The 15,112-nt window shown below is 73.3% G+C and carries 12 protein-coding genes; 7 read left to right on the top strand and 5 right to left on the bottom strand.

The features are described 5' to 3' along the window. A complete protein-coding gene (locus tag ACFV1J_RS13940) occupies positions 1 to 1,788 on the top strand; it encodes a cation:proton antiporter (RefSeq protein ID WP_385857569.1) in 1,788 nt (595 codons plus the stop codon). A gap of 11 nt (positions 1,789 to 1,799) precedes the next feature. Here ACFV1J_RS13940 and ACFV1J_RS13935 read toward each other — a convergent pair whose 3' ends face one another. After that, positions 1,800 to 3,635 carry a glycoside hydrolase family 15 protein gene (locus ACFV1J_RS13935; protein WP_385857568.1) on the bottom strand — a complete coding sequence of 612 codons (1,836 nt, stop codon included), beginning with the start codon at positions 3,633 to 3,635 and terminating at the stop codon, positions 1,800 to 1,802. 131 nt (positions 3,636 to 3,766) lie between these two features. Further along, entirely contained in the window at positions 3,767 to 4,297 is a 531-nt protein-coding gene (locus tag ACFV1J_RS13930; protein ID WP_385857621.1) for a hypothetical protein, read from the bottom strand. Between the two features lie 405 nt (positions 4,298 to 4,702). Between ACFV1J_RS13930 and ACFV1J_RS13925 the strand changes: the two genes are divergently transcribed. The 4 genes from ACFV1J_RS13925 (at position 4,703) to ACFV1J_RS13910 (ending at position 10,497) form a co-directional block, all read left to right on the top strand. Beyond that, positions 4,703 to 5,266, top strand: a complete 564-nt coding sequence (locus ACFV1J_RS13925) for a hemerythrin domain-containing protein (RefSeq protein ID WP_385857567.1) — start codon at positions 4,703 to 4,705, stop codon at positions 5,264 to 5,266. Positions 5,267 to 5,430: 164 nt separating this feature from the next. Further along, a complete protein-coding gene (locus ACFV1J_RS13920) occupies positions 5,431 to 7,617 on the top strand; it encodes a SpoIIE family protein phosphatase (protein ID WP_385857620.1) in 2,187 nt (728 codons plus the stop codon). Beyond that, positions 7,610 to 10,003: a molybdopterin oxidoreductase family protein gene (locus ACFV1J_RS13915; protein ID WP_385857566.1), complete on the top strand. Its 2,394-nt coding sequence runs from the start codon at positions 7,610 to 7,612 to the stop codon at positions 10,001 to 10,003. The genes ACFV1J_RS13920 and ACFV1J_RS13915 overlap by 8 nt, the downstream gene beginning before the upstream one ends. Beyond that, positions 10,000 to 10,497 carry a hypothetical protein gene (locus ACFV1J_RS13910; protein ID WP_385857565.1) on the top strand — a complete coding sequence of 166 codons (498 nt, stop codon included), beginning with the start codon at positions 10,000 to 10,002 and terminating at the stop codon, positions 10,495 to 10,497. The genes ACFV1J_RS13915 and ACFV1J_RS13910 overlap by 4 nt, the downstream gene beginning before the upstream one ends. 38 nt (positions 10,498 to 10,535) lie before the next feature. Here ACFV1J_RS13910 and ACFV1J_RS13905 read toward each other — a convergent pair whose 3' ends face one another. Next, a complete protein-coding gene (locus tag ACFV1J_RS13905; RefSeq protein ID WP_385857564.1) occupies positions 10,536 to 10,973 on the bottom strand; it encodes a nuclear transport factor 2 family protein in 438 nt (145 codons plus the stop codon). A gap of 106 nt (positions 10,974 to 11,079) precedes the next feature. Next, entirely contained in the window at positions 11,080 to 12,000 is a 921-nt protein-coding gene (locus ACFV1J_RS13900; protein ID WP_385857563.1) for a zinc-binding dehydrogenase, read from the bottom strand. A gap of 151 nt (positions 12,001 to 12,151) precedes the next feature. Between ACFV1J_RS13900 and ACFV1J_RS13895 the strand changes: the two genes are divergently transcribed. Further along, positions 12,152 to 13,105, top strand: coding sequence for a LysR family transcriptional regulator (locus ACFV1J_RS13895; protein WP_385857562.1), 954 nt, complete (start codon positions 12,152 to 12,154; stop codon positions 13,103 to 13,105). A 24-nt stretch (positions 13,106 to 13,129) separates the two neighbouring features. On the opposite strand, the gene ACFV1J_RS13890 is transcribed toward ACFV1J_RS13895, so the two are convergent. Then, on the bottom strand, positions 13,130 to 13,876 hold the full coding sequence (locus ACFV1J_RS13890) for a TetR/AcrR family transcriptional regulator (RefSeq protein ID WP_385857561.1): 747 nt from the start codon (positions 13,874 to 13,876) through the stop codon (positions 13,130 to 13,132). Positions 13,877 to 13,988: 112 nt separating this feature from the next. On the opposite strand from ACFV1J_RS13890, the gene ACFV1J_RS13885 reads away from it, so the two are divergent. Further along, positions 13,989 to 15,074: an alpha/beta fold hydrolase gene (locus tag ACFV1J_RS13885; RefSeq protein WP_385857560.1), complete on the top strand. Its 1,086-nt coding sequence runs from the start codon at positions 13,989 to 13,991 to the stop codon at positions 15,072 to 15,074. Positions 15,075 to 15,112 lie beyond the last annotated feature (38 nt).

The raw sequence follows: 15,112 nt of genomic DNA, 5'->3' as shown, positions 1-15,112 counted from the left end.
ATGAGCACGGACGAGATCCTGCTGGGCACCGGCCTGACCGTGGCCCTCGCGGTCGGCTCCCAGATCCTCGCGAGCCGGCTGCGGATCCCCTCCCTGATCGTGCTGCTGCCGGCCGGCTTCGTCGCCGGAGCGGTCACCGACGCCGTCCGTCCCGACAAGCTCATGGGGCAGGCCTTCTCCCCCCTGGTGTCGCTGTCGGTGGCGCTGATCCTCTACGACGCCGGTCTGGGACTGGACCTGCGGCACCTCAAGGGCGCCACGCGGAGCGTCGTCGTGCGCCTCATCGTGCTGGGCGTGCTGCTCACCGCGGGGACCGGCATGGCCCTGGTGCCTGCCCTGTACGGCGTGCCGTTCGCCGTCGCCTGCATGATCGGCGTGATCCTCGTGGTGTCCGGGCCGACCGTCGTCGCCCCGCTGCTCGAACACGTCCGGCCGTCGGACAAGGTGCGGCGGGTGCTGCTGTGGGAAGGGTCCCTGGTGGACCCCGTCGGCGGCATCCTCGGCGCCGTCGTCTTCCACTCCGTCATCTCCGGCGGCTTCCGGACCGGCCACGGCTTCCGGTCCGCCTCCTTCTTCGCCGGCCTCGCCCTGGGGGTCGCGGGCGGGATCGTCGGTGCGGCGCTGCTGTGGTTCACCCTCCGCCGGCTCCGGCTCGGCGAAACGCTCGGCACGCTCACCCAACTGGCCACCGTCGTCGTGGTGGCCGCGGGCTGCGACATGGTCTTCGACGACACCGGGCTCATCGCGGCGGTCGTCACCGGGCTGATCGTCGCGAACCTCCCCGGCTTCGAGATGCCCGCGCGCCGCCCCTTCTTCGAGACGCTCGTCCAGCTCATCATCGGCCTGCTGTTCATCGCCATCTCGGCGACCGTGACGCCGGAGTCCCTCGTCCCCGTGCTGCTGCCCACCCTCGCGCTGCTCGCCGTGCTCGTCCTGCTGGTCAGACCGCTGGTCGCGTTGCTGTCCACCGCCGGGACGGAACTCGCCGCCCCGGAACGCGCCTTCCTCGGCTGGATGGCCCCGCGCGGCATCGTCGCGGCATCCACCGCCACGACGTTCTCCGCCTCGCTCACCGCCGCGGGGCTGCGCGGCGCCGGCACCATCCTCCCCGTCACCTTCCTGGTGATCGTCGGAACGGTCGTGCTCTACGGGCTGACGGCGCGGCCGGTGGCCGGCGCGCTGGGCGTCGCCCACCCCGCCCGGGCCCGCCCGCTGCTGGTGGGCGGCGATCCCTGGGTGATCGATCTGGCCCGGTCGCTGCGCGCCGCCGGACTCGACGTGCTGATGTGGGCCGGCCCGGCACAGCAGAGGGAGCGGATCGGAGCAGCCGGGATCGAGCTGGCCGCCGGGGAGTTGATGGCCGCGGCCACCGATCCGCAGGCCCGGCTGGAGGGGGTCACCGCGGCCTTCCTGCTGACCGATGACGACGACTTCAACGCGCTCGCGTCGATCGTCCTGCGGGACAGCGTCGACGGGCCCGTCCACCGGATCGGCCCGCCCCCGGACGGCCGCGGTGTCGTCGCCCCCTACACGGCCGGTGACACCCTCTTCGGCGCCGGCCTCCCGCGCCACGCCCTGGTGGCCCGGCACGGGCAGGGCGCCCGCTTCCACGTCCAGCCCGGGTCGGTCCCGCCCCCGCCGGGGTACGAGACCCTGTTCGTCGTCCGGCGCGACGGCCGGCTGGAACCGGTCACCGAGGCCGCGCCGGTCACCGCGGAGGACGGCGACACACTGATCCTCCTCGGGCCCGCGTCCTCGACGGACACGGATACGGATACGGCCGGTTGATGCCGGTCCGGCTACCGCCGGTCGAGCGCCGCGTTCAGCGTGAGGGCCGCGTCGATGAGCGCGAGATGGGTGAACGCCTGGGGGAAGTTCCCCAGTTGACGTCCCGTCAGGTCTATCTCCTCGGAGTACAGGCCCAGATGGTTGGCGTACCCGAGCATCTTCTCGAACACCAGCCGCGCCCGTTCGGTGCGTCCCGCGCGGGCCAGGGCGTCGACGTACATGAACGTGCACAGCGAGAAGGTCCCCTCGGAGCCGCGCAGACCGTCCGGCGAGGCTCCGGGGTCATAGCGGTACACCAGGCTGTCGCTGACCAGCTCCTGCTCCATCGCGTCCAGGGTGGAGTACCACATCGGGTCATCGGGGGTGATGAACCCCACCGTCGCCATCCGCAGCAGCGACGAGTCCAGGACGTCACTGCCGTAGTGCTGCACGAACGCCTGCCGCCCCTCGCTCCAGCCCTTCGCCATGACCTGCTCGTAGATCTCGTCCCGGGCGCGCTGCCAGCGGTCGGCGGCGCCCGGCCGGCCGTTGGACTCGGCGAGCCGCAGCGCACGGTCGAACGCCACCCACGACATCACCCGGCCGTACGTGAAGTGCTTGCGGCCGCCGCGGGTCTCCCACAGGCCCTCGCCCGCCTGGTCCCAGTGGTCGGCCAGCCAGGCCAGGTTCGTCAGCAGCGCGTTCCACCCCCGGTGCCCCAGCTGGATCCCGTGCCGGTGCGCGAAGTAGATGCTGTCGCAGGCCTCGCCGTAGATGTCCAACTGGAGCTGGGTGGCGGCGCCGTTGCCGATCCGGACCGGCGCGGAACCCGCATAGCCCTCCCAGTGGTCGAGGACCTGCTCGTCCAGGTCGGAGGAGCCGTCGACCTTGTACATGATGTTGAGGGGGTCGGAGTCCTGGTCGGTGCCGGCCCGCTCGTCGACCCGGTCGCCCAGCCATTCGATGAACGCCTTGGCCTCCTCGGTGAAGCCCAGTCCCAGCAGGGCGTACACGGAGAAGGAGGCGTCCCGGATCCAGGTGAACCGGTAGTCCCAGTTGCGTTCGCCGCCCAGTTGCTCGGGGAGCGCCGCCGTCGGGGCGGCCACCAGGGCGCCGCTGGGCGCGTACGTCATGAGCTTCAGCGTCACCGCGGAGCGCTCCACCGCCTCCCGCCAGCGTCCCGAGTAGTGCGACTGGCCGAGCCAGGAACGCCAGAACGCGACGGTGTCGTCGAAGAGTTGCTGGTATGCGGCGAGCCGGATCTCCCGGGGCGGCCCGTCGGCGGCCGACGCCAGCACCACCCCGCGCTGCTGGCCCGCCTGCAGGGTCAGCGTGAAGTGCAGGTCGTCCCGGTCCGGCCGGACGTCCACCAGATGATCGTCCTCCGGTTCACGGACGGGGTGCACGGTGAGTTCCGTACCGTCGTCCGCGGCGAACACCGCGCCGTGCTCGGTGAGGTGCAACTGGTGGCCGGTGCGCCCGTAGTTGAACCGCGGGGCGATCTCGACCTCGAAGGACATGCTGCCGCGCACACAGCGGATCATGCGCACCAGTTGGTGGCCGGCGGTGACCTTCGTCCCGGTGACCGGCATGAAGTCGAGCACCTCGCCGGCGCCCGCCTCGGTCATGAACCGGGTGACCAGGATCGCCGTGTCGGGCAGGTACAGCTGCTTGGTCGCATGCGTCGCGTGCTTCGGCCGGACCGTGCAGTGCCCGCCCTTGTCCTTGTCCAGCAGCGCCCCGAAAACGCTGGGTGAGTCGAACCGCGGGAAGCAGAGCCAGTCGACCGTCCCGTCCGTGGTCACCAGGGCCGCGGTCTGCAGATCGCCCACCAGGCCGTGGTTCTCGATCAGCGGGTAGTCGTCCATCGGGGCGCCCCTCTCGGCGTGCGGTCCACCCGGATGCCACCCCCTCGCCCAGCGTACGGCGGGGGGCCGGGCCGTGGCGCGCCGAGCCCGCGACCGTGCGCCACGTGCCGGTCGCGGAGGGTGCGTGACGGCTAGGCGCAGTCCGCGTCGAGCCGGTCGCCGTGCAGGTGCCGGACGAGCGCGTCTCGGTGCAGAGCGGCGACCGGGGCGAGGAGGTCGGGGTGGCGCAGCAGGGCCGCGGCCCGGCGGTCGCGTTCGTCGGGGTGGGTCAGCCGGCGGAAGTCGGGGGAGATCCCCGTGATGTGCTCACCGCCCGCGAGGGCGGCCACCGCGTCCGCGGCGAGTCCGGGGGTGGTGAGCAGGCAGGCCGCCCAGCTGGCCACGACCTCGTCGACCCAGCTCCGCCAGGCCTCCTCAGGGGCGTCCGGGCCGGACGTGTCGGCACCGGTGAGCCAGTCCAGCCGGGCCGAGCCGCCGGGACCGACCAGCGCGACCAGCCCGGCGTCCGCGGCCGTGGGGTAGCGCAGCCAGGCGGCGACCGTGACGGCCTGCCGGGCCTGGGCCTGCGCGAGGGCCGTGTCGAGGGCGCCGCCGGTGACGGGGTAGGAGCGCAGCAGCCACTGCGCGGTGGAGGCTATGACCGGCGAGATGTCGGCGGACAACGGCATAGGTCCCTTCTGGTGGCGCTGGCGTGGTGAGGAGTCGTGGCCGTCCGGGGCGCGGAACGAGGAGCCGCCCCGGCCCGGGAGAAAGTGAGCCTCCGGAAGCGTAGGCGCCCGGCCTATCGGGCGAAATGACGCAGCTCACGCGAAAGCCACCAAGTCCGCTCGAAGGTCTGGCCAGGCCCCGCCGGAATCCCCGGTCGGCCTCACCGCCGCCGCGCCGTCGGCCTCCCCGCCGTCTCGCCGTCCCCGCCCCGGCTCCCGTCCCCGCCTCCGGGTGACAACGCGGCGCCAACCAGGGCCAAGAAGCCCGTCTCCCCGTTAGGAAACGACCAGCCCGGGAACCCGTGGTGACGCCCGCCGCACGGTGCGCGGGCAGCACGGCCCACGTTTCAGGAGGCGCGCATGGCACACGGCGGCAACATCATCGACGAACTGACCACCGACCACCGCGAGGTCGAGGACCTGTTCCGGCGGATCGAGGCCATGCCCAGCGGCCACAAGGACCGCAAGAACCTCATCGACCAGGTGACCATCGAGCTCGTACGGCACTCCGTCGCCGAGGAGCAGTACCTGTACCCGACGGTCCGCGAGCACGTGGCCAACGGCGGTGCGATGGCCGACAAGGAGCTCAATGACCACGCCGAGGTCGAGAAGATCCTCAAGAAGCTCGAAGGCTGCTCCGCCGACGACCCGCAGCTGGACCAGCTCTTCATGACCCTGAAGGACTCGGTCACCAGCCACGTCCAGGACGAGGAGGTCAACCTCTTCCCCGCGCTGCGCGCGGTCTGCTCCGCCGACGCCCTGGACACCCTCGGCGACAAGATCCGTACCGCGAAGAAGATGGCCCCCACCCGCCCGCACCCTTCGGCGCCCGACAAGCCGCCGGCCAACAAGCTGCTCGCGCCGGGGGCCGGACTGGTGGACCGGGCCAGGGACTTCGTCACCGGCCGTGGGAAGACCCTGTAGCGGCGCTGCGACGGTACGACGCCCGGCCGGGCGCAGACGCCCGCCCGATTGCGGGCGTATCGTCCCGATATGGTGGATGCGCGGTGCGGCAGATGCGGCGACCGGCCGGGGAGGCTGACGCGGTGACGGAGGTCTTCGGGTCCGCTGCCGCCGGGGGCTCCGACATGCTGCTGGACGCCCCCCTGGTCCAGGCCGTCCAGGAAACGGGGGCCTCCGCCGGCCTGGTGTTCCTGCTGCCGCCGGGCGACAACCGGCTGCACCTGACCGTCATGACGGGCATCTCCCAGCGCATCGTCGCCCCCTGGGAACAGATGCGGCTGGCCGGGGCGGTCCCGGTGTCGGACGCGGTCCGCGAGCGGCGCCTGGTGTGGGTCGCCGGACACGAGGAGATGGCCCGCCGCTACCCCCGGGCCGCCCTCGCCCTGCCGTACGCCTTCGCGGTGGCCACCGCGCCGATCACCGCCGACGGGACCGCATGGGGCGGCCTGGCACTGCTCTGGCCCGGCTCGCACCCGCCGGAACTCGCCCCGCGCGAGCACGACTGCCTCCGCGCCTGCTGCCACCACATGGGCCTGCTGCTGCAGCACGCCGCCGACACCGGCCACCCGGTCGTCCCGGGGCCGGAGCCACGGATCATCCCGGCACTGCGGACCCGCGCGCCCGATACGGCCGAGGCGCTGGCGGCCTTCGACTTCGCCGAGCGGCTGCCCGAGGGCTGCTGCGCGCTGGACCTCGACGGCCGGATCACCTTCCTCACCGCCGCCGCCGCGGAGCTGGTCGGCGCCCCCGTCGCCGAGCTGCGCGGCGCGCTGCCGTGGGAGGCGCTGCCCTGGTTGCACGACCCGGTCTTCGAGGACCACTACCGCGCCGCGGTCATCAGCCGGCAGCCGGTCTCCTTCACCGCGCTGCGCCCGCCGGACCGGTGGCTGTCCTTCCACCTCCACCCGGACGGCGGCGGCCTCAGCGTCCTGATCACCCCGGCCGCCTCGGACCAGCTGACGGACCGGGCCACCGACCGGCCCGCCGCCGCGGACCGCCCCGCGGACGGCTCCCGGCCGGGCCGTCCGGCCGCCCCCGCCGCCCCCAGCCGGGCGGACGTGCTCTACCACCTGCTGCACCTGGCCGCCGCGCTGACCGAAGCGGTCGGCGTGCAGGACGTGACGGAACGGGTCGCCAACCAGATCATGCCGGCCTTCGGCATCCAGGCCCTGGCCCTGACGACCGCCGTGGAGGGACGGCTGCGGATCGTCGGCCACCGCGGCTTCACCGCCGGGGTGCTGGACCGCTTCGAGGGCCTGACGCTGACCGCGAACACCCCGGTCGTCCGCGTCCTGTCCAGCGGCGTCCCCAGCTTCTTCGGCACGTTCGAGGACCTCCGGCGGGCCTATCCCGATGCCGTCCTGCTCGATGACATGGCCGCCTGGGCCTTCCTGCCCCTGATCGCCTCCGGCGCACCCGTCGGCTCGCTGGTCCTCGCCTACGACCGGCCCTTCCCCTGGGGCCCGCAGGAGCGCGCCATGCTGACCTCCCTCGCCGGGCTCGTCGCCCAGGCCCTGGACCGCGCCCTGCTCTACGACACCAAACACCGGCTCGCCCGCAGCCTGCAGGCCGGTCTGCTGCCCACCGCCCTGCCCCGGATCCCCGGCCTGGACGTGGCCGCCCGCTACCTCCCGGCCGGCCGGGTCACCGACATCGGCGGCGACTTCTACGACCTCATCCACCTCGGGGACCGCACCGCCGCCGCGGCCATCGGCGACGTCCAGGGCCACAACGTGGACGCCGCCACCCTGATGGGCCAGGTCCGCACCGCCGTCCACGCCACCGCCGGCGCGCCGCCCGGCGAGGTCCTGGCCCGCACCAACCGCCTGCTCACCGACCTGGACGCCCGACTGCTGACCAGCTGCCTCTACGTCCACCTCGACCTCGCCGAGCACCGCGCCCGGATGGCCAGCGCCGGCCATCCGCCCCCGCTGCTGCGCCACCCCGACGGGCACACCGAGATCCTCACCCTGCCGCCCGGTCTGCTGCTCGGCATCGACCCCGACACCGACTACCCGATGACCGAGATCACCCTCCGGCCCGGCAGTGTGCTCGCCCTCTACACGGACGGACTCGTCGAAGCGCCCGGCGGCGACATCGAGGAGGAGATCGCCGAGCTCGCCGGCCACCTCGCCCGCTCCGGGCCCCCGCCCATGGAGACCCTCGCCGACGACCTCCTCCGCCGCACCGGCCTGCCCTCACCGCTCCACGACGACGTCGCGCTCCTCCTGATCGGCGCCCAGGGCGACGGCGGCGGCACGGCCGCCGGCACCGGACGTGACACACCTGGAAGGGACCGCTCCGATGGCTGACCGGATCACCGATGTGTGGGGAGCACGCACACCGTTCGGCGCCGGCGACCGGTGGCCACGCCGCCCGGACCGGTACCTGACCGTGCCGGACGACGAGGTCGAGCACTGGGTGCCGTCCGCGTGCGTGCTGTGCTCCAACGGCTGCGGCCTGGACATCGCGGTCGCCCGGGGACGCATGGTCGGCGTACGCGGCCGGGAGGACGACCGGGTCAACCACGGCCGGCTGGGACCGAAGGGCCTCTACGGCTGGCAGGCCAACCACTCCGACGACCGGCTCACCCGTCCCCTGGTCCGGTCGGACGGTGCCCTCCGGCCGGCGGACTGGGACACCGCGATGCGTGCGGTGACCGACCGGTCGAAGGCGGTGCTCGCCGAGCACGGGCCGCTGGCCATGGCGTTCTACACCAGCGGCCAGCTGTTCGCCGAGGAGTACTACGCCCAGGCCCTGATCGCCCGCGCCGGCATCGGCACCCCGCACCTGGACGGCAACACCCGGCTGTGCACCGCCACCGCGGAATGGGCGCTGATCGAGAGCTTCGGCAGCGACGGCGCCCCCGGTTCGTACCGTGACATCGACGTCTGCGACACCCTGCTGCTGGTCGGCCACAACGTCGCGGAGACCCAGACCGTGCTGTGGTCCCGGATGCTCGACCGGCTGCACGGCCCGGACCGCCCCCGGCTGGTCGTGATCGACCCGCGGTCTACACCCACCGCGCGCGAGGCCGACGTCCACCTGGCCCTCCGGCCGGGCACCAACGTCGCCCTGCTCAACGCCCTCCTGCACGAGCTGATCAGCCACGACCGGATCGACCGGGCCTTCCTCGACGCGCACACCGTCGGCTTCGAGGAGCTGGCGGAGGTCACCGCGCGGTACCCCGCGGAGAAGGCGGCGGACCTCTGCGGCGTACCGGCCGACGACATCCGTGCGGCCGCCCGGATCATCGGCACCGGCCACCGGCTGGTGTCCACCGTGCTGCAGGGCGTCTACCAGTCCCACCAGGCCACCGCCGCGGCCGTCCAGGTCAACAACATCAACCTGGTACGCGGCATGATCGGCCGCCCCGGCTGCACCGTCTTCCAGATGAACGGCCAGCCCACCGCCGAGAACACCCGCGAGACCGGCGCCGACGGCACCCTGCCCGCCTACCTCAACTGGCAGAACGACACGCACGTCCAGCGGCTCGCCGACGCCTGGAACGTCGACGTCCTGCAGATCCCGCACTGGTCACCGCCCACCCACGCCATGGAGATCTTCCGGCACTGCGAGAACGGCTCGATCAGGTTCCTGTGGGTCACCGGCACCAACCCCGCCGTCTCCCTCCCCGAACTCCACCGCATCCGCGCCATCTACGGCTCCGACCGGCTGTTCCTCGTGGTGTCCGACGCCTTCCCCACCGAGACCACCGCCCTGGCCGACGTCGTCCTGCCGGCCGCGATGTGGGGCGAGAAGACCGGCTGCTTCACCAACGCCGACCGGACCGTGCACCTGTCCGCGCGGGCCGTCGATCCGCCCGGCGAGGCCCGCAGCGACTTCGACATCCTCCTGGACTACGCCCGGCGGATGGACCTCACCGACCGGGACGGCCGTCCGCTGCTCCCGTGGACCCGGCCCGAGGAAGCCTGGCACGACTTCATCGCCCTCACCCGGGGCCGCCCCTGCGACCAGTCGGCCCTCACCTACGACAAGCTGCGCCACGACGGCGCCGTCCAGTGGCCGTGCACCGACCGGGCGCCCGACGGCACCGAACGCCTCTACACCGACCACCTCTTCCCCACCGCGGCCGACCGCTGCGAGGACTACGGCCACGACCTGACCACCGGCGCCCAGAAGGACGCCGACGCCTACCGCGCCCACGACCCCGGCGGCCGGGCCGTACTCAAGGCGGCGCCCTACCTGCCGCCGCACGAACCGGTCGACGAGCGCTACCCGCTCCAGCTCACCACCGGCCGCACCGTCCACCACTGGCACACCCGCACCAAGACGGCGCGCACCCCCCAACTCCAGGACGCGGCCCCGGAGATGTGGGTCGAACTGCACCCCGAGGACGCCGCGCGCGCCGGCATCGCCGAGGGCGACCTGGTGCGCGTCGCCTCCCGCCGCGGCGACCTGGTGGCCCTCGCCTTCCTGGGCGGACCCCGCCCCGGCGTGGTCTTCGCCCCGTTCCACTACGGCTACTTCGACCAGACCGACCCCGACCGCCACAACCGGGCCGCCAACGAACTCACCCGCACCGAATGGGACCCGGTCTCCAAACAGCCGGTCTACAAGGTCACCGCCGTCCGCATCGTCAAGGTCGCCGATGCGGCGGTCGGCGGCCGGCCCGTCGTCATCAGCGAACCCGGCCTCAGCGCCACGACCCCGCCGCCCCCGAAGGAAAGCCCATGAGCAAGACCGGCCTCCTGCTGAAGGAACTCCACGCGTCCGAAACGGAGTTGGCGGCCGCCTACCACGCCGTGGCGGAACGCCATGCCGCCGACCACGGCACGTACTACCCCTGCCACACCCTCGCCGCGCAGTGCGACGAGCACGCCGAGCAGATCCGTGGCTGGGGCGCACGCCACGGAGCCACCCTCCACCCACCGGTCCACTCCGACCTGCTGACCGCGGCCCGGGACGCGCTGCGCCACGAGGCCGCCGAACTCCTCGGCCGGCGGCCCGAGTCCGGCCTCCTCCTGCTGCGCGATCTGCGCCGGCTGTACGTCAAGGCCGAGACCACCCACATCAACTGGATCATGCTCGGCCAGGCCGCCCGGGCCCTCCGCGACCGGTCCCTGCTGACCGCCCTCACCCCGCTCCAGCAGCAGACCCGCACCCAGTCGGCCTGGATCACCACCCGCATCAAGGAAGCCGCGCCCCAGATCCTGGTGGCCGGCGACTGAACGGGGCGGCGCGGCCACCGCCGGACGGTGCCCGCGGCTCACGCGCCGCCGGCGGGGCGGGCGTCGACGTGGTCCGGGAAGAGGGTGAGGGCCACGTGGTGGGTGTCGGCGTACTCGATGACGGAGACGATCCTGCCGTCGCGGACGGTGTAGATGCCCAGGCAGCGGTTGTCGTAACGGTCGCCGTGCACGGTCGTGGCCCTGGCCGTCCATTCGGCGACCACCCGGTCGCCCTCGGCCACGGTGCTGACCAGCGCTATCTCCATGGTGCCGGGGACGAAGGCGGGTCCCATGCCGCCGAGGAAGTCCTCGACGATCGCCTCGCGGCCCCGCCAGACCTTGGAGACCGGCAGGCTGCCCGGGTAGTGCCAGGTCGCGTCCTCGGCGAAGCTGTCGCGGATGACGTCGGCGTCGCCGTCGCGGACCGCCTCGACGTAGCGGATGACGACGGTCCGGGGGTCGGTGAGGGTGCTCATGGTCGTGCTCCTTCGTTCGTGTGCGTGCGTGAGTTCGTTCGTGTGCGTGCAATGGGCCGGGAGGTCCGGCCGTGGAAGGGAAGGGGAAAGCCGAACGGCGAAGTGTTCAGGACAGGGTGAGCACGGCCTTGCCGCGGATGCGGCGGTCGCGCAGATCGATGAGGGTGGCCGCGGTGTCGGCCCAGTCCGCGACACGGCCGATCTCCGGGTGCAGCCGGCCCTGTTCGGTCAGCCGGACCAGCGCCGCCAGGTCGTCGTCGAGGCGGGTGTCCGCGTCGAGGTAGTGGAAGTGCCGGAGCACGGCCGACTCGGGGCCGCGGAAGAACTCGAAGAAGTCGAGCGTGACCGGGGTGCGGCTGGCCTGCCCGAACCAGATGAGCGTGCCGCGCCGGGCCAGCCGCGCCAGCGCGAGCGGAAGGGCCCGGCCGCCGGTCGACTCCAGTACGAGGTCGTAGGGGCCGCTCGCGTCGGCGACGTCATGGACGATCTCGGCGGCGCCGAGTCCGGCCAGCCGGGCGCCGCGTTCGGCGTCCCTCGTCACGGCGGTGACCTGCGCCCCCGCCGCGGCCGCGAGCTCGGTCACGTAATGGCCCACGCCGCCGGACGCACCGGTCAGCAGGACCCGCCGGCCCACCACGGGCCCGGCCGCGCGCAGCAGCCGCACCGCGGTGAGCCCGGCCAGCGGCAGCGCCGCGCCCTGGAGCACCGACACCCCGTCCGGCAGCACCGCGAGCGCGTCCGTCGGCACCGCCACGTACTCCGCCCAGCCGCCCGCCATGGGGTGGCCGACGACCCGGGTGATCCCGGACGGCCCGCTCCCGTCGGCGGCCGGCTGCACCACCAGCCCCGCGACGTCCTTCCCGGGGCGCTCGCCGGGCACCGGCCGCTCCAGCTTGAACGTCTCGCCCCGGTTGACCGAGAACGCCTCGACCTTGACCAGCGCCTCGTGGGGGCGCGGGGTCGGCTCGGGGACGTCGGCGAGTACGACCGGCTCGGCGGGATCCCCGGTCGGTATCAGCGCTTTCATCGTGGTCGGTCCTCCTTGGTGGCTTCCGGGGCCGCCCCCGGTGCGACGCCCGGTGCGGCGTCGAGGACCATCTGACCGGGCGGTGCGGTGGCCCGGCCAACAACCGAACGGACCGGCCGACAACGCGTGGTTGTCGCATAAGGTCAGCGGCATGGATCTCGACCTCGCCCTGGTCCGTGCGTTCACCACGACCGCCGGGACGCTGCACTTCGGGCGGGCCGCCGAGCAGCTGAAGACCAGTCAGCAGGCGCTGTCCAAGCGCATCGCACGGCTGGAGGAACTGCTGGCCGTGCGGCTCTTCGTGCGCGAGGGCGGCGTCCGGCTGACCGAGGCGGGCGAGCGGTTCCTGCCGGCCGCGCACGAGGCGCTGGCGGCGGGCGAGCGCGCGCTCGCGGCGGTGAGCGGGTCCGGCCCGGCCGTACGGATCGACACCTGGGGCCACCTCTACGCACCGATGCGCACCGTCGCCCAGGCCGTGCAGGCGCTCGGGCCGGTGCGGCTGGAGCCCGGGCCGGGGCGCGACTGGCCCTCGGTCGCGCAGGCCCTGCTGCGCGGCGGGACCGACCTGGGCTTCGGCCGGGTGCACCCGCTGTCCGGCGGCCGCGACGCGGGGCTCACCCAGCGGCTGGTGCGGCTGGAACCCGTCGACGCGGTGGTCGGCCCCGGCCATCCGCTGGCCGGCGCTGAGGCGCTGCGCCCGGCCGACCTGCGCGAGAGCACCCTGTGGTGCCCGGCCGAGCTGACCCGGCTGGACTTCCTCCGCCGCTTCGCCGACGCCTTCGGCCTCACCCGGCGGCAGGACGGCCCCAACCTCGGACTGGACCACCTCGTCCAGCACCTCCGCGGCGACACCGCGTGCTTCACCCTCTTCCCCGCCGACGCCCCGCTGCCCGACCACGCGGGCCTGCGCGCCATCCCGCTCGTCGAGCCGGTCCCGCTCTACGCCTGGTCGCTGGCCTGGCGCGAGTCCACCCGCCACCCGCTGCTCGACACCCTGCTCCGCGGCTTCACCGAAACCGGCCGCTCCCGGCGCTGGCTGGACTACGCCCCGCGGCGCGACTGGCTCCCCGACACCGACCACGCCAAGCTCGCCGCGGGCCGGTAATTCCCTGGGCCGGGGGCCGCATCCCTAACTGCCGCGCGGCGCCTCGCGGTCGATGAGGGTCTGGACACCGTCGAGGATGCGGTCCAGGCCGAAGGCGAGCGGGTCCTCGGCGGCGGGGGCGAAGGCACCGGCGGCGACGGCCCTGGTCAGGGCGGGGAAGCGGTCGGCGTGCCGGTCGAGGAGCTCGCCCGTGAGGCGGTTCCACTCCTCGTCCTGCTGCGCGTCGAAATCCAGCAGCTGCTGGGCGAGGTTGCGGATCAGTCCCACCACGAGCAGGAAGACCTGGTGCCGTTGGGCCGCGGTCAGACCGGTCGGCTCCAGAGCGGCCAACGCGGCGTCCAGCCAGCCCAGTTGGTGGGGGCCCAGGGCCTGGCGGCGCATCGCGGTGGCCGTGAGCAGCCAGGGGTGGGCCTGGTAGACGGCCCAGGACCGGCGGGCCCACTCGGTCAGCCGCGGCCGCCAGCCGTCTCCCGCCGCCGAGAGGTCGGGCCGCTCCGCGAGCACGGCCTCGACCATCAGCTCGACCAGTTCGGCCTTGCCGGGGACATAGCGGTACAGCGCCATCGCCGAGACGCCGAACGTGCCGGCGACCTTGTTCATGGAGACGGCTTCCAGGCCCTCGGCGTCGGCCAGCGCCACGGCGGCCTCCGCTATGCGGTGGGGGGTGAGGCTGGGCTTGGGCCCGCGGGTGGGCCGGCCCTGCTCGTTCCACAGCAGCGCGAGGCTCGCGCGTACGTCCCGCGCCTCCTTGGCCTTGGTGGTCCTGGCCACGGCGGTCCTCCTTCTCCTCGCGGTCGAACGGAAGCCGGTTGACGTCCGCTCCAACTGTATATACCGTAAAGCTCACTGCTGATGGCATAAACAGTTTAGGGGGAACACACTCATGATGCTCGGAACCGTTCTTGCTGTGTCCGGTGCCGCCGTCGTCGCCGGGCCGGCGGCCGGGCTGCTGGGGTACCGCCAGGTCAAGCGCGCTTCGCTGGCCCAGAAGCTGCGCATCACCGCGCCCGGGGGGATCGACGAGGCCGGCTTCGTCCGCCTCGGAGGCATCGACCAGTACGTCTCCGTGCGCGGCGAGGACCGCCGCAACCCGGTCGTCCTGGAGCTGCACGGCGGCCCCGGCGCCTCCAACCTGGTCTTCGCCCCGCGCACCCGCGCCTGGGAGAAGCACTTCACGATCGTGCGGTGGGACATGCGCGGCGCCGGCAAGACCTTCGGCCGGGGCGGCCCGGCCGGGCAGGGCGAGATGAGCCTGGACCGGCTGCTGGCCGACGCCCTGGAGCTGACCGAGCACCTCCGCGCCCGGCTCGGCGTCGGCAAGGTCCTGCTGGTCGCCAACTCCTTCGGCTCCGTGGTCGGGCTCCGCCTGGCCCGCAGCCACCCGGAGCTGTTCTCCGGCTACGTCGGCACCGACCAGAACATCGTCGCGGGCGGCCGCGACCGGTCCTCCTACGATGCGCTGTGCGCGCGCCTCCGGGAGTCCGGCAAGCGCAAGGAGCTGGCCGCCGTCACCGCCACGGGCCCCGACGCCACGGCCTGGAGCCCCGAACAGTGGTCGCAGTACGCCAAGTTCGTCGTCACGTCCGACCCGCTGACCTACGACACCATGAAGACCGTGGTGATCCGGTCGCTCTGGTTCTCCCCGCTGCACAGCCTCCGCGAACTGCGCACCTACCTCAAGGGCATGAACTTCTCCGAGCAGCTCGGGCCCGAGGCCACGGGCATCGACGAATGGGCCGAGGGGACCGCGTTCCGCATCCCGTTCTTCCTGTTCCAGGGCGACCGTGACGTGCTCACCCCGCCCGAGCCCGCCCGGCGGTTCTTCGACGACGTCACCGCACCGGTCAAGGACTTCGCGCTCATACGCAACGCCAGTCACTTCGCGTCGTTCCGGCACCCCGACCAGTTCCTGGACCTGATGCTCACCAAGGTGCGGCCCGTGGTCACCGGCCGGCCGGTCGCCCACTGAGTGCGGAGGGGGGCGGGCGAGCTCCGGCGAGGCCCGCC

Source organism: Streptomyces sp. NPDC059649 (assembly GCF_042734445.1).
Lineage (GTDB): Bacteria > Actinomycetota > Actinomycetes > Streptomycetales > Streptomycetaceae > Streptomyces.
The sequence above is the reverse complement of the archived record's forward strand: the minus strand, read 5'-3'. Positions and strand labels throughout refer to the sequence as shown.

Bases quoted from the DNA above. Each gene is read 5' to 3' on its own strand.
- ACFV1J_RS13940 (WP_385857569.1), top strand. From the start codon at position 1: ATGAGCACGGACGAGATCCTGCTGGGCACCGGCCTGACCGTGGCCCTC.
- ACFV1J_RS13935 (WP_385857568.1), bottom strand. From the start codon at position 3,635: ATGGACGACTACCCGCTGATCGAGAACCACGGCCTGGTGGGCGATCTG.
- ACFV1J_RS13895 (WP_385857562.1), top strand. From the start codon at position 12,152: ATGGATCTCGACCTCGCCCTGGTCCGTGCGTTCACCACGACCGCCGGG.
- ACFV1J_RS13905 (WP_385857564.1), bottom strand. From the start codon at position 10,973: ATGAGCACCCTCACCGACCCCCGGACCGTCGTCATCCGCTACGTCGAG.
- ACFV1J_RS13925 (WP_385857567.1), top strand. From the start codon at position 4,703: ATGGCACACGGCGGCAACATCATCGACGAACTGACCACCGACCACCGC.
- ACFV1J_RS13915 (WP_385857566.1), top strand. From the start codon at position 7,610: ATGGCTGACCGGATCACCGATGTGTGGGGAGCACGCACACCGTTCGGC.
- ACFV1J_RS13920 (WP_385857620.1), top strand. From the start codon at position 5,431: ATGCTGCTGGACGCCCCCCTGGTCCAGGCCGTCCAGGAAACGGGGGCC.
- ACFV1J_RS13900 (WP_385857563.1), bottom strand. From the start codon at position 12,000: ATGAAAGCGCTGATACCGACCGGGGATCCCGCCGAGCCGGTCGTACTC.
- ACFV1J_RS13885 (WP_385857560.1), top strand. From the start codon at position 13,989: ATGATGCTCGGAACCGTTCTTGCTGTGTCCGGTGCCGCCGTCGTCGCC.
- ACFV1J_RS13910 (WP_385857565.1), top strand. From the start codon at position 10,000: ATGAGCAAGACCGGCCTCCTGCTGAAGGAACTCCACGCGTCCGAAACG.